The organism is Reinekea thalattae, assembly GCF_008041945.1.
In the GTDB taxonomy this organism is placed as follows: domain Bacteria; phylum Pseudomonadota; class Gammaproteobacteria; order Pseudomonadales; family Natronospirillaceae; genus Reinekea; species Reinekea thalattae.
Genome location: NZ_VKAD01000001.1, coordinates 265,275 through 279,113 on the forward strand (window position 1 = coordinate 265,275; position 13,839 = coordinate 279,113).

General features: G+C 42.9%; 12 protein-coding genes. 11 read left to right on the forward strand and 1 reads right to left on the reverse strand.

The window, feature by feature from the left end; genetic code table 11:
- The first annotated feature begins 41 nt into the window (after positions 1-41).
- The 6 genes from flgG to flgL all read left to right on the forward strand — a co-directional run bounded on the left by flgG (position 42) and on the right by flgL (position 8,268).
- A complete protein-coding gene (gene flgG, locus FME95_RS01300; protein ID WP_147712435.1) occupies positions 42-827 on the forward strand; it encodes a flagellar basal-body rod protein FlgG in 786 nt (261 codons plus the stop codon).
- 26 nt (positions 828-853) lie between these two features.
- Positions 854-1,543, forward strand: coding sequence for a flagellar basal body L-ring protein FlgH (gene flgH, locus FME95_RS01305; protein ID WP_147712437.1), 690 nt, complete (start codon positions 854-856; stop codon positions 1,541-1,543).
- Positions 1,544-1,588: 45 nt separating this feature from the next.
- On the forward strand, positions 1,589-2,674 hold the full coding sequence (locus FME95_RS01310; RefSeq protein WP_147712439.1) for a flagellar basal body P-ring protein FlgI: 1,086 nt from the start codon (positions 1,589-1,591) through the stop codon (positions 2,672-2,674).
- Between the two features lie 164 nt (positions 2,675-2,838).
- Positions 2,839-3,861: a flagellar assembly peptidoglycan hydrolase FlgJ gene (gene flgJ, locus FME95_RS01315; protein WP_187265407.1), complete on the forward strand. Its 1,023-nt coding sequence runs from the start codon at positions 2,839-2,841 to the stop codon at positions 3,859-3,861.
- Between the two features lie 10 nt (positions 3,862-3,871).
- A complete protein-coding gene (gene flgK / locus FME95_RS01320) occupies positions 3,872-6,892 on the forward strand; it encodes a flagellar hook-associated protein FlgK (protein WP_147712442.1) in 3,021 nt (1,006 codons plus the stop codon).
- 137 nt (positions 6,893-7,029) lie between these two features.
- Complete coding sequence (gene flgL, locus FME95_RS01325; RefSeq protein WP_147712444.1) at positions 7,030-8,268, forward strand: flagellar hook-associated protein FlgL; 1,239 nt, start codon at positions 7,030-7,032, stop codon at positions 8,266-8,268.
- A gap of 32 nt (positions 8,269-8,300) precedes the next feature.
- Here the strand turns inward: flgL and FME95_RS01330 are convergent, their stop codons facing one another.
- Positions 8,301-8,606: a hypothetical protein gene (locus FME95_RS01330; RefSeq protein ID WP_147712446.1), complete on the reverse strand. Its 306-nt coding sequence runs from the start codon at positions 8,604-8,606 to the stop codon at positions 8,301-8,303.
- A 307-nt stretch (positions 8,607-8,913) separates the two neighbouring features.
- On the opposite strand from FME95_RS01330, the gene bfr (FME95_RS01335) reads away from it, so the two are divergent.
- From bfr (FME95_RS01335) to FME95_RS01360, 5 genes are all read left to right on the forward strand, one after another.
- A complete protein-coding gene (bfr, locus tag FME95_RS01335) occupies positions 8,914-9,390 on the forward strand; it encodes a bacterioferritin (RefSeq protein ID WP_147712448.1) in 477 nt (158 codons plus the stop codon).
- A gap of 49 nt (positions 9,391-9,439) precedes the next feature.
- Positions 9,440-9,907: a bacterioferritin gene (gene bfr / locus FME95_RS01340; RefSeq protein ID WP_147712450.1), complete on the forward strand. Its 468-nt coding sequence runs from the start codon at positions 9,440-9,442 to the stop codon at positions 9,905-9,907.
- Between the two features lie 212 nt (positions 9,908-10,119).
- Positions 10,120-10,335: a bacterioferritin-associated ferredoxin gene (locus FME95_RS01345; RefSeq protein WP_147712452.1), complete on the forward strand. Its 216-nt coding sequence runs from the start codon at positions 10,120-10,122 to the stop codon at positions 10,333-10,335.
- Between the two features lie 403 nt (positions 10,336-10,738).
- Complete coding sequence (locus tag FME95_RS01355; RefSeq protein ID WP_147712454.1) at positions 10,739-12,976, forward strand: flagellin N-terminal helical domain-containing protein; 2,238 nt, start codon at positions 10,739-10,741, stop codon at positions 12,974-12,976.
- A 124-nt stretch (positions 12,977-13,100) separates the two neighbouring features.
- The gene (locus FME95_RS01360) at positions 13,101-13,526 is read left to right on the forward strand and encodes a flagellar protein FlaG (protein WP_147712456.1); all 426 of its coding nucleotides are present in this window, start codon (positions 13,101-13,103) and stop codon (positions 13,524-13,526) included.
- Positions 13,527-13,839: the final 313 nt, after the last annotated feature.

A 13,839-nucleotide genomic window follows, 5' to 3' on the forward strand; every position in this document is an offset into this window, starting at 1 on the left:
GCAAGAGGCAGTCGGTTAAAAAAATAAAGAGGGCTTACGCCATGATGAAAGCACTTTGGGTCGGTAAAACCGGCTTAGAAACTCAAGATACATCGCTATCGGTGATCTCGAACAACCTGGCTAACGCATCAACCACAGGCTTCAAAAAAGACCGTGCGGTTTTTGAAGATTTAATCTATCAGGTACAGCGACAGCCGGGCGGCCAAACTTCGCAAAACTCGCAACTACCCAGTGGTTTGCAGTTAGGTAGTGGTGCTCGTGTTGTGGCAACACAAAAGCAATTTACTCAGGGTGATTTAGAAGTTACTGACCAAACGTTGGATTTGGCAATTAATGGCCGTGGCATGTTCCAAATTACATTACCGACAGGTGATCTCGCCTATACCCGTGACGGTACTTTCCAGATTGATTCGGAAGGTAACTTGGTGAACTCCAGTGGTTATTTGCTAGAGCCTAACATCGTTGTGCCGGATCAGACTGACACCATCACTATTGGTGTCGACGGTATTGTCACTGCGGTTTCTGAAGGTGAAACGCTAGGTGAAGTGATTGGTAATATTGAAATCGCTGATTTTATTAACTATGCCGGCTTGGAAGCCATTGGTAATAACATGTTCCAAGAGACTGATGCCAGTGGTGATCCTATTGTCGGTGATCCGAGCATCGACGGTTTTGGTTCGTTGATTCAAGGCGCTTTAGAGTCTTCAAATATTTCAATCGTAGAAGAGATGGTTGACATGATTGCGACTCAGCGTTCTTACGAAATGAATTCAAAAGTGATTAGCTCAGCAGACTCGATGCTTGGCTTTATTACCTCGAACTTATAATAAAAATGAGTAAAGGGGAGCAGATAATGAAAAAAAACTTGGTGATATTTTCAGTCATGTATGCGTTGTTACTGACTGGCTGCGGCAGCATGGAAGTTGCATCGCTACCGAGTTCAGAAAAACCAGGCGACCCTGAATATGCTCCAGTTCCGTCTGATTCATTATTGCCACCGCCAGGTGCCGGAGGTTCGTTATTTTCAGACGCTTACGGTTTAAGTTTGTATGGTGATAAAAAAGCTCGTCGCGTTGGCGATATCATCACCGTTCTTTTAGATGAAAGCACGCAAGGTTCTAAGTCTTCTGCGGCGTCATCGAGTAAAAGTTCCAGTGCAGAAATTACCGCACCGACCGTAGCCGGTTTTGGGCCCTTTAATTCATTGAGTGCGCAAGTTGAGGGTGGTCGAGATTTCAGTGGCTCAGGTGATGCAGACCAGTCTAACTCTTTGGTGGGTAATATCACGGTGACTGTTTCTGAAGTGCTGCCTAACGGTGTGCTTCGAGTGCGAGGCGAAAAGTGGATTACCTTGAATACCGGTGCAGAATTCATTCGTATTAAAGGCATGTTAAGGCCTGATGATATTAATTTAGACAATACAGTTTCTAGCCAAAAATTGGCCGATGCCCGTATTGCTTACAGCGGTTCAGGTGCTTTACAAAATGCCTCGAAGCAGGGCTGGTTATCGGCATTCTTTAATTCACCATGGGTACCTTTTTAGGCACGAATCAGCACTCAGACGCAGCGCTAAAATGAGATCATTATTATGAAAAAACTGCTATTCATTATGTTAATTGGCCTATCTAATTTGGCCGTTGCCGATCGAATTAAAGATCTGGCTTCGGTGCAAGGTGTTCGCAGTAACGAGCTTATTGGTTACGGCTTAGTCGTTGGCTTAGATGGAACGGGCGACAATGCCGATTTTACTGAGCAGACCTTCCGTAACATGATGGAACAGTTTGGAATCACCATTCCTGAAGGTGAAGACCCTGATATCGATAATGTTGCTGCCGTCAGTATTCATGCAACGTTACCGGCCTTTGCTAAACCAGGTCAGCAAATTGATATTACTGTATCGAGTCTCGGTAATGCCGATTCGTTGCGCGGAGGCAGTCTATTGTTAGCGCCATTACGCGGTGCCGATGGAAATATTTATGCCTTGGCTCAAGGCAGTGTCATCGTCAGCGGCTTTGGTGCTGAAGGTGAAGATGGCTCATCGATCAAAGTGAATATTCAAAGTGCAGGTCGAATACCAAATGGCGCAACGGTTGAGCGGTCAGTACCAACGTCCTTTTCTCAAGGTGATCATCTAACCTTTAACCTACACCGTGCCGATTTTACAACTGCAAAACGCATGGCTGAAACCATTACCGATCTTTTAGGGCCAGATTCTGCTTATGCTCTTGATGCTACGTCGATTCGAGTGACAGCACCGCGCGATGCTAACCAACGAGTGAGCTTTTTAAGTGTGCTTGAAAATCTGGAAGTTACTCCGGGTGAAGAATCTGCCAAGGTGATTATTAATTCCCGAACCGGAACCATTGTTGTAGGTCAGCATGTTGCTATTGATCCTGTTGCCATTACGCACGGAGATTTAACGGTCACAATCGATAATAACCTCGAAGTGAATCAACCCGAAGGCTTCACCGCAGGTGAAACTGTCGTGGTACCGGACGCAGAAATTGACATCGAAGAAGAAGATCAACCGATGTTCTTATTTGGCCCTGCGGTTACCTTGAATGACATTGTTAATGCCGTTAATGAAGTCGGTGCAGCGCCAGGTGATTTGATGGCAATTCTCGAAGCGCTAAAGTCTGCTGGTGCATTAAAAGCAGAACTGATCATTATATAAAACCAACCATTACGCCGGTGGTTGATAGCATCTTATTGGCCCACCGGTTGTGAGTAGCATTGTCTTTTTTGCAGGCGTTTATAAAACTGGCACGGCTCTGGCTATATAAATAATAAGACCGATATTTTTGACGAATAGCGGCAATTTATTTCCGGAGGATGTTCATGACAGCACAATTTGATGCCGCCTTTAATTACAACGATTTATCAGGCTTGAACTCGATAAAACAGGGCGCTCGTAAAGACGATCCTGAAGCATTAAAGGCTGTTGCGCAGCAGTTTGAATCAATGTTTATGGGCATGGTTTTAAAGAGTATGCGTGAGGCAAACGACGTCCTTCGATCAGATCTTCTCAATAGCAGCGAAACCGATTTTTATCGTCAAATGCATGATGAGCAGCTATCGCTGACGCTTTCTCAGCAAGGTGGTTTTGGTCTAGCAGACGTTATCTATAAACAGTTAACAGATACCGGACGCGTCAAACTATCGGACATCGACTTAGAACCCTTTGAACAAAACCTAATGCAACGTAAGTCTGTTGAAAGCGAAGGCCAGTCAGAGTCTGACTTTATTGAAAGTTTAGGTATCCAGTTAAATAGCTCGTTGTTTGACGGCAGCCAAAACGACATAACTGAATCACCTAAGCAAGCAAGCGATGTGAGCAAGTCAGCTGGAGATGAAGTATCAAATATGGTGACGCCACTGTCGCAATATTTAAACTTCGACGGCCCTAAAGACTTTATTAAAAAAATGTTACCACTGGCTGAGAAAGCTGCAGATGCGATTGGTGTTTCAGCTAAAGTTTTGGTGGCCCAAGCGGCACTGGAAACAGGCTGGGGTGATAAGCAAATTAAGACAGAGTCGGGTGATTCGAGCTTTAACTTTTTTGGTATTAAAGCCAATCATAATTGGCAGGGCGAATCGGCTTCGACACTCACCACCGAATATATCGATGGCCATGCTATTAAAATCAATGAGCCTTTTCGTGCCTACAGCGACCCACAACAATCATTCGATGATTATGCTCAATTTATAACGCAGCATGACCGCTATAACTCGGCGGTTGAAAATGCAGATGACGATGCTAGTTACGTCACTGAATTACAAAATGCTGGCTATGCTACCGATCCTCAGTACGCAGAAAAAATAATTACCATCGCCCAAAGCGATTGGTTCGATGAGTTTTAGGAGTGTATAGATGAGTCTGATAAATACTGCCATATCGGGCCTTAATGTCGCTCAAACTGCGCTAGAGGTAACCGGAAATAATATTTCTAATGCTGAGACAGAAGGCTACTCTAGGCAAGTGGTTGAGGTTTCATCATCCATTTCACTCTATACCGGCTCTGGTTACATTGGTACTGGCGCAGACGTTGTTGATATTACTCGTATAACCGATGAATTTTTAACTGTTCAATTACGCTCGGATACTTCGGATTTTTTCGATCTTGAAACCTACCGCGAATTAATTGAGCAAGTTGATACGCTAATTTCTACCGACTCTACTGGGTTACAATCCTCTATGGATCAGTTTTTTGCTGCCTTGCAAACGGCAGCAGAAAACCCTGCTTATATTCCATCAAGAGAAGTGCTAATCGGTGAGGCCGAAAGTTTGTCGGCTCAATTTAATATGGTTGCCGATTATCTCAACGATATAGAAACGACTTTAGATAGCCAAATCGCCGCATCGGCAAAAGAAGTAAATTCTCTGGCAGAAACCATTGCGTTGTTGAACCAGCAAATTATGTCTTCAGCTGGTTCAGCAACAGGGTTAGATGCGAATGACCTACTCGATGCGCGTGACCAAGCGGTTTTAGAACTGAGCAGTTATATTGATGTCGATGTTGATGAAGTCGACGGCGGTTACAATATTTCTATTGGTAGTGGCCAGGCCTTAGTACTCGGTGTGACCTCCTATTCTATCGAGGCCACAGCCTCGGAGTCTGATCCAACTCAGATGGGTATTACTTACGTTGGCGCGACCAGTCGAGTTGATATTACCGATGACATTAGTGGTGGCTCGATTGCCGGCATGATCGATTTTCGTGAGCAATCTTTAGATAGCACCTACAACAGTATCGGTCAGCTAGCATTGACAATTTCTGAGGCGATTAACTCAACCCACACTTATGGTCTCGACTTGAATGGTGAATGGGGTGGTGAATTCTTTAGTGAAATTAATAGCGATGATTTGGTTAGTAATCGAGTCACCAGCTTTTACACCAATACGTCGGCAAACGATAATTATTTTAGTGTCTATATTGAAGACACCAGTGCGCTGACTGGCAGCGATTACACGCTATCTGTTCCAGGACCTGGCACTACGCGTTACCAGATAACCGATGGCGATGGTAATGTTGTATTAGAAGGCGGTTTACAAAATGACTTCCCTCAAGAAATTGAATTTGATGGCTTGCGGCTAGTGATTGAAGATGGAAGTTTTGCTGAAGGCGATGGCTTTACCATCAATCCTTACAGCGGCGCTGCAGAAAATATGACAACAGTGATCAGTGATCCTGAAGCAGTTGCGTTGGCTTATCCGATTCGTGCCATTACAAACCTGAGTAATAACGGTTCTGGCGAAATAGACCAAGGTACTATGCTCAGTATCGATACTGAAACATTTTCAGTCGACGGTGAATTATCGCCACCGTTAGTGATCGTTTTTCATGATGAATACACCTACTCTGTATATGATAATACCGATGAAGGTAATCCGGTTTCACTTGAGCCGCCATTAGAATACTTAAGCTATGTTCCCGGTACTACCAATACTATTTTTACCGATGATCCAGGTGAAACTCAGGTCAGCAGTTGGCGAGCTCGCTTGCCTTTTGATGCAACCACTGTCGATCAGGGTGATACTGAAGATTTATATAACGGCATAAACCCGGAGCGTTTCGAGTTCTATTATACCGATAGCGAAACTGGTGAGGTCACCCTAATGGATGATCTGTCGACTGAAAGCGGTGCCTCTGCGGCAGAAATAGCAAATGAGTTGAGTTTTATTGATGGTGTTGAGGCTCGCGCCTATACCGAAGTTCAGATGACCAACTTCACCAATAATGGCACGACCTATGTACCAGACAATGAATTCGAGGTATGGATAAACGGCTTCAATATTACTAGCGAGGTGACTGCATCTTCGCAAACAACCTATATGGATGGTTATCCAGAAGAAGTACCTGACGAAATGACGCCAGACTTTTTGGCCGATCGTATTAATAGCCATTATGAGCTTGTTGATTCGGGCATTGTTGCTTATAGCGACGGTACTACGCTAACAATTGTCGATTCCAGCGGTGAAGATATTGTTATTGAGATGACCGGTGACAAGCCAGATGAAGTGCTTGTTGATGGTGTGCCGGACGTGATTGATCCAGGTGACTCTTTCCAACTTAGTACAGGGCAAACTTGGTCGATAGATCCTATTGTGGGCAATACCGATGGTTCGCTTAACAACAATACGGGCTATGATTTTACTGAGGAAGGCCCTTATGAATATGAGCTATATTTGCCGGATGGTCGCACGGGTTATATCACGCTAGATCAAAACTACTCTGATGCCGAAACGATGATTGCGGATATAGAGGATAAAATCACAGATTTACTGGATGATACATCCGTTGCTGAAGTTTCTATCGATGCCAGTGGCAATCTAAGCTATAAAACATTGATGACTATTTCTGGAACAGGTGATCCTACTCAGGTTGAAGCGGTCAGTATTGGTGGGCAAGTCGATATCACAATGGCTGATGGTATCTCGTTAGAAACTGACCCTGATATTGGTGGTATTTTCAATGGCATACCAGATGCGCAATCAACTTATTTTGGTTTCCAGTTTGAAATATCGGGTAATCCAGAAGCTGGAGATGAATTTAGTATTGAGTGGAATGAAGACGGTGTCTCAGATAACCGTAACGCGTTAGATTTAGTCAATCTAGAAACTGCAGAAATTGTTTATGGCACCACCACCATGGGTGAACTTTATAGCCTGACGGTTGAACGAGTCGGTGCGCAAACATCTTCGGTACAGGTATTGGCTAGTGCCTCTGAAGTGATTCTTGAAACAACGGCGGCTGAAGTACAGAGTATTCAAGGTGTTAACCTTGATGAAGAGGCCGCACTGTTGATTGAGTATCAAGCTTTATACAGTGCAAATGCTAAAGTTATTTCGGTAGCGCAAGAACTGTTTGATACATTATTAGCAACATTTTAATTTTAACTACTAAAGCAGAATATTTATCAACTAGGTGTTGTTCTCAGTAGCGCAGGTTCTTAATAACACAGTTTTTAGTAATACATATTCTTAATAGTTAATGCTCTTAGAAACAAACGCTCTATAAGGAGCCCGTTATGGCTGATCGTATTTCAACATCCTGGAGTTATAGCCAGCCGATTAGTGATATGTTGAGTTTGCAGGTACAGGTGAACGAAACTTACTCCAAAATTAGTTCTGGTAAAGAGGTTCAAACCGCCTCTGATGATCCTGTGGCTATGGCGCGTATCCTTCAGCTGGATCAAGACATTAACCAGATGGAACAATATCAAGAAAACATAGATATGTTGGAGGCTCGGCTAGAAATTGAAGACGCAGCCTTGTCTGGCGTTGCCGATGTGTTGCAAGGTATTCGTGAGTTGGTTGTGCAAGCAGGTAATGAAGGGGTTTACGAAGACACAGAGCTTCAGGCTATAGCCGATGAGATTCAGCAGTATCTATATTCGTTAGTCGACTTAGCTAACAGTAAGGATGGTGGTGGTGAGTATTTGTTTTCTGGTTTTCAGGGTGATGACATGGCGTTTGTCGAATCCCCAGGCGGTGGTTACAGTTATCAAGGAGATGATGGTGTCCGAGAAATTAAAATCAGTGACAGCGTAACGCTCGATGCTAGTGATGCTGGCTCGGAAGTTTTTTTGGATATCGATTCTGCCAGTACATCCTTTTATTCTTTTGCCAGCGATCAAAATACTGGCAGTGGAATTATCACGCAGGGTATTACTGTTGATCAAGAAGCGCTTGATGAGTTTTACCCGGATGATTTTTATATTGAATTTAACAATGAATATGAATTGGATCCGCCTAATACCAACTATACCGTTTATCGCGTTTCTGACGGTCGAATAATGGAAGGTCTTGAGAACGTCGAATATTATGAGGGCCAAGATATCGTGGTCGGTGGTATGAGTGTTGAGATTACAGGTGATCCTTACGCAGGCGATCAGTTTATTGTTGAATCATCACAGACTCAAAGTATGTTCGTTTCGATCGAAAAAATAATTTACGCCATTGAAAATTATTCTGATAACACTGAGCTGTATGCAGCTGCCATTGCAGATGGCTTAGATAATATGGACTATATTATTGATAACGTTTCAACGGTTAGAGCCAGTATTGGTTCACGCTTAAATACAGCAGACAATGTTGATAACCAGATGGCGGATAATATTTTAGCCTCACAAGAAATCCGTTCAGATCTTGAGGATTTAGATTACGCCGAGGCTGTGAGTAATTTGCAATATCAGGAATTTGTTTTGCAGGCAGTTCAACAAACCTATTCAACAATTTCTCAATTGAGCCTGTTTGATTACATCTAATGATTCGGTTACTTCCCCAGTAGAGTAGAGCTCTACTGGTCGCCTTCTTGCTTGAACTTACCTGCTTGTTTTTCTTTTGTATAACTCAATTCACCAATCTTTAATTGTTGTTGTAGTTTATTTTTTTGCTCACTAAATAGTGCGTTATTTTTATCAATTATGTCTTGCCAACTGTCAGCATATTGACTTAACACCTTAACGTTTTTTGTGTTTGCGTCGCTACGTTCAACTAAGTCCTGTAGTTTTTCTTGCCACTGCTGTAGTGCCTTGGGTAGCCTCTCGGTTTTTAGCCAAAGTGCTTTAAATTCTTTATCTAGTTTATCCAGTTCGTGTTTCATTAATGGCTCACATTAGAGTTATATAGCTAAAATGGTTGTAGGTATAAGAGTTATAGGTAAATAAATTCTGTTACTTGAGTTTACCATCCTATTTAAAAGTTACTACGATATTGGCTTTATATTTCGTCGTGACGATCAACGTTCATTGAGTGTCTATCAAAGTTTTAATATGAATGAGAATCGCTTGATAGTGAGAGTAATTATTGTTGACATCTATCGTATTTTTTATTAGCAACCTGCAAAAGTTGTATTGTTTTTCGGTAGCTATTCGCCTACCTTGTGATGCAAATAAATAAGGAGATGCGCCATGAAGGGTGATCGCCAAGTATTGGTTGAATTAAATAAAATATTAAAGAATGAGCTGACGTCGATTAACCAGTTTTTTTTACACGCACGCATGTATAACAACTGGGGTTTTGAGGTTTTAAATGAAAAGGCTTATAAAAAATCGATTAAAGATATGAAACAGTCTGATGAAATCATTAATCGTATTTTGTTCTTAGAGGGTCTGCCAAATTTACAAGACCTAGGTAAGTTGCACATTGGCGAGCATACCGAAGAGATGATCGAGTGTGATAGCCAAATACAGTTGGCGCAAATTGCTCAGTTAAAAGACTCCATTAAAGTTTGTGAAGATTTAAAAGACTTTACCTCTCGTGAGCTGTTAAAAAGTATTTTAGCCTATGAGGAAGACTATCTCGATTGGTTGGAAACTCAACAACATCTCATTGAAACGCTAAGCATTGAGAAATACTTACAGTCACAAATTCACGATGATGACTAATATTTCTAATATTACACATCGCTTTGTTAAAGAATCATAGGAGCACAGTATGAAGGGTAATCAAAAAATCATTGATGCATTAAATAGTTTGTTAGCACTAGAACTTACAGCGATGGATCAATACTTTATTCACAGTGAAATGTATGCCGATTGGGGTATCACAAAACTCTATGAACGCATTGCGCATGAATTTGACGATGAAAAAAGCCATGCTAAAGCGTTGATTGAACGGATGCTGTTTTTGGAAGGCGTACCAGATATGGCAGGGCGAGCGCCATTGCGTATTGGTAAGGATGTTCCAGCCATGCTCGATGCCGATTTGCAGGTAGAATATGAAGTACAAAAGGTGCTGGTAGAAACAATGGCGCTATGCGAACAAGAAAAAGACTTCCATACACGGCATATATTGCAAACCTTACTGGAAGATACCGAGGTTGATCACGCCTGGTGGCTGGAACAGCAACTTGGTTTAATCAAGCGTATTGGCTTAGAAAACTACATTCAGTCGCAGCTTTAACGGCTCGTGTTAGCCAATAAGCGCATTAGTTTGTTTCATAAAATCGATTAAAGCAGGCTTGATGTCTGCTTTTTTTGTGGGTTTAGCTCGAATCGAAGTAAAAGCAATGATTCTTATCAATAAATGAGAATCATTGCTTTTAATGTGTTGTGAGAATGACTATTATTCTTTTTGTTAGCTTTTAATGAAATGAATAATAGGGCGTTCTTAAAATGTATGTTTGTTTATGCTTAGGTATCACCGACCAAGATATTCGCCAGTCGATAGCAGATGGCGCCAGTTCGGTTAAGCAGGTGCGTGAACAGCTTGGCGCCGGCTCTCAGTGCGGTAAGTGTGCAATGCATACTCGTCAGCTGGTTCGAGATGAACTGGAACTGTTGAAACAGAGCACTGCATCAGAAACTCAATTGTTTTATGAAGCTTCTTAATCTTTTAAGTCATAGTCATTGCATTCCGGGTTGCTTAGTTGGTCTGAGTTGTAAAATTAAGTCGCCATTTCGCCATTTCGCCATTCATTATAGTCGCCTAGCTTCACCAAAACTGTTTGTATCTATTTATAGTTAAGTCTTATTGTCTGCCGCACACCGCACACCGCACACCGCACACCGCACACCGCACACCGCACACCGCACACCGCACACCGCACACCGCACACCGCACACCGCACACCGCACACCCACCGCATGCTGTGAAGGTTATATATTTTTGGTTTTTTATTCCAAAAAACTATAAAAGGTTTTTCAATATCGGCCGTTATAAATATTGTGAATCAATAACGTCGCTGGTTCGGGTCGCAATAGGGTGGCACTGTAAGGCGAAGGAGAAAAGAATATGGCTTTAGTTATTAATACCAATATGGCCTCGCTTAACGCTCAACGTAACTTGAGCTCTTCTCAAAGCGAGTACAATACATCTTTGCAACGTTTGTCTTCTGGTCTACGTATTAACAGTGCGAAAGACGATGCAGCAGGTCTTGCAATTTCTGCAAAATTTGAATCTCAAATTACCGGTCTTGATCAGGCGGTACGTAACGCAGGCGACGGTGTATCGCTAGCGCAAACAGCAGAAGGTGCCTTGGGTACCATGACCGATAACCTTCAGCGTATCCGTGAACTAGCGGTTCAGTCTTCTAACTCAACCAACTCAGAAGAAAACCGAGTGGCGTTGCAGGCAGAGGTTGAGCAGTTGATGTCGGAAATTACTCGTACAGCTGAAGAGACTAACTTTAACGGTCAAAACCTACTAGACGGTAGCTTTAATGGTATTTTCCAGATAGGTGCTGATGCAGGCCAAACTGTAGAAATTAGCATTTCAGAATTGACGGCGAGCAAGTTAGGCGCCTCTAGTCAGGCTGGTGTTTCAGCGTTAGGTAATGAAAATGCATTATCTAATGGTGACCTTGTCATCAATGGTGAACAGATTCGCTCGTCTACAGGTTCTGATGATAACTTGTCTTATGCCAATGCTGCTGCTAGTGGTATCGCTAAGGCTGCAGCTATCAATGAATATGCAGAAGAGACCGGCGTAACAGCAACTGTTGATGAAAATGTCATGGTTGGTTCAGGAATGGCTGACCTAGCGACTGATGGTACGGCTGGAGCTGATGCTACTGCTGTTATTGCCATTAATGGTGTGGATATCACCATTCAAGGTACGGATAACTCTGATGAAACGGACCGAGCGGCGACGCGTAGCTCTGTTGTTGCATCTATCAATGCCTTTGCTGAACAAACAGGTGTGACGGCATCAGACGGTGGCGATGAAGGTGGTATCGTGCTAACTGCAGCCGATGGTCGTAATATTGTACTGGAAGATGGTACAGGTAACGCCGTAAATGATTTGACTGTGTATGGTCTTCAGGATGGAGATACAGCAGCTACTTCCGCAGGTGCTGATGCGGATGGTGACGGAGTAGATGATAGTGGTGTTGCTTCCTATGCTGGTTACACGCTGACTGCTGAAAATGCTTCGACAGATATTGTAATCACCGGCGGTAATGGTACTGGCAGTGGTGATCTTTCTAACTCTGGCTTAACAGAAGGTACCTACACAGCTCAAAATGCTTATGTCACCTCGACATCTCAGGCTGTTGCTTTTGATACAGATATTGCTACTACTGAAGCGTTGGCAGCAGAGAAGGCGTTAGATGATGGTGATTTGGTCATTGAGGGTGTAACTATCAGGGCCTCTAGCGCAACTGATGATACCGCTTCCTATACAGGTGCGGCTTCTTCAGATGCCTCAGCTTCAGGTATTGCTATCGCGGCAGCTATTAATGATGCTTCAGATGATACTGGTGTTACGGCAACGGTTAACGCAACTGAGTTTACTGGTGCGTATGATGCGACTACTGCACTAGCTGGTACGGCAGGTGATACATCTGTGCTTACTCTTAATGGTATTGATATTACGTTAACCGATTCAGGTGATTACGATACTAACTTGACCAATGTAGCTGATGCGATTAATCAATATGTTGGTCAAACAGGTGTCACAGCAACGAATAACGGTAAAACTATTACGTTAACTGCAGAAGATGGGCGTAATATCTCTACCGAGCTGGTTGGTACGTCAACCGGAGTTCAGTTAGGCCTATCGGGTGTGTCTGAGGTAACTGGTGAAGCAAATACGACCTACTCTACGGTTACACTAAATGCTGCTTCTGCTATTGATATTGAGTATGGCTCTAACGGTATTGATGGTGTTACTGACTCTGGTTTTGCAGTGGGTAGTTTTGGTGGCGGTGAAGATGGTACCTTCCTAGAAGATATTGATATTTCTACCTTCGAGGGTGCTCAAGATGCGATTGTTGCCATCGATAATGCATTAGAAACAGTAACATCGCAGCAGGCAGAACTTGGTGCAATTCAGAACCGTTTTGAATCAACAGTAACTAACCTTGAAGTAACGCAAGAGAACTTGACGGCTGCGCAATCTGCAATTCAGGATGCTGACTTTGCAGAAGAAACAGCAGCGATGTCTCGTGCTTCGGTTCTGCAGCAAGCGGGTATTTCGGTACTATCGCAAGCGAACTCAAGTGCCGAGCAAGTGTTGTCACTATTGGGTTAATAGCAACTCTGTTAAAGCAGCTTGATGCCAACCTGTTTGGCTATCTAATAGCAGTAGTATGGGTATCAAGCGGCTTGTTGTTAACGGAATTGATTGATAAGCCTAACAGTGAACGGAGGTGGATATGAATGAAATAAGTGTGCCGCAGCAAATAAAAAGCAGTACGCCGAAAGCATCCGCGCCGAACACGCAAGCTGATGGAGTGAGTAGTGGGGGTTCCACACCTCCAGCAGTAAGCAATGCGGATAACCACGCAGTTGGAGTTGAAGACGGTTTAAGCTTAGCAGTAAACGAGCAAAACAAACCTGAGTCACAACAAAAGGAACAGGAGCAGCTAGCTGCTGCAGTTGCAAAGTTGAATGATTACGTGCAATCACATGAACGTAAGCTCGACTTTCAGATGGACCAAGATTCAGGTGAAACGGTAGTCACGGTATATGACGCAAACTCAGAAGAGGTTATTCGCCAAATACCAAACGAAGAGGCTTTGGAGTTAGCTCAGCGATTAAATCAGCAAGAGCCGATCACTCTATTTAGTGCTAATGTTTAAGCTTGCATTTAAAGCTTTTACTGTCAAAACCCAGCTTAGCTGGGTTTTTTTATGCCTGTAATTTTTACTATGTATGAACTAAGGCTTTTACTGTCAAAAGCGAAGCGTTTTAAAAATAAAGTGTATTTTTATTTTGGTAACAAGTCGTTACAAAGCTTCCATGAAATCTACTTAAAGTTTTTGACATATCGGCCGCTATAGAAACTAGCCGGTTTTGTATCTATTGGCTTAAGCTTTGCATTTGATTAGTGTTAGCAAGTAACTGTTTAATACAGACTATTGCAGTATTAAGTTTCTTTAATTGATGAGTTGT

Excerpts from the sequence above, each read along its gene's own strand:
- flgL (WP_147712444.1), top strand. The coding sequence starts at position 7,030 with ATGGCTGATCGTATTTCAACATCCTGGAGTTATAGCCAGCCGATTAGT.
- FME95_RS01360 (WP_147712456.1), top strand. The coding sequence starts at position 13,101 with ATGAATGAAATAAGTGTGCCGCAGCAAATAAAAAGCAGTACGCCGAAA.
- bfr (WP_147712450.1), top strand. The coding sequence starts at position 9,440 with ATGAAGGGTAATCAAAAAATCATTGATGCATTAAATAGTTTGTTAGCA.
- flgG (WP_147712435.1), top strand. The coding sequence starts at position 42 with ATGATGAAAGCACTTTGGGTCGGTAAAACCGGCTTAGAAACTCAAGAT.
- FME95_RS01355 (WP_147712454.1), top strand. The coding sequence starts at position 10,739 with ATGGCTTTAGTTATTAATACCAATATGGCCTCGCTTAACGCTCAACGT.
- bfr (WP_147712448.1), top strand. The coding sequence starts at position 8,914 with ATGAAGGGTGATCGCCAAGTATTGGTTGAATTAAATAAAATATTAAAG.
- flgK (WP_147712442.1), top strand. The coding sequence starts at position 3,872 with ATGAGTCTGATAAATACTGCCATATCGGGCCTTAATGTCGCTCAAACT.
- flgJ (WP_187265407.1), top strand. The coding sequence starts at position 2,839 with ATGACAGCACAATTTGATGCCGCCTTTAATTACAACGATTTATCAGGC.
- FME95_RS01310 (WP_147712439.1), top strand. The coding sequence starts at position 1,589 with ATGAAAAAACTGCTATTCATTATGTTAATTGGCCTATCTAATTTGGCC.
- FME95_RS01345 (WP_147712452.1), top strand. The coding sequence starts at position 10,120 with ATGTATGTTTGTTTATGCTTAGGTATCACCGACCAAGATATTCGCCAG.
- FME95_RS01330 (WP_147712446.1), bottom strand. The coding sequence starts at position 8,606 with ATGAAACACGAACTGGATAAACTAGATAAAGAATTTAAAGCACTTTGG.
- flgH (WP_147712437.1), top strand. The coding sequence starts at position 854 with ATGAAAAAAAACTTGGTGATATTTTCAGTCATGTATGCGTTGTTACTG.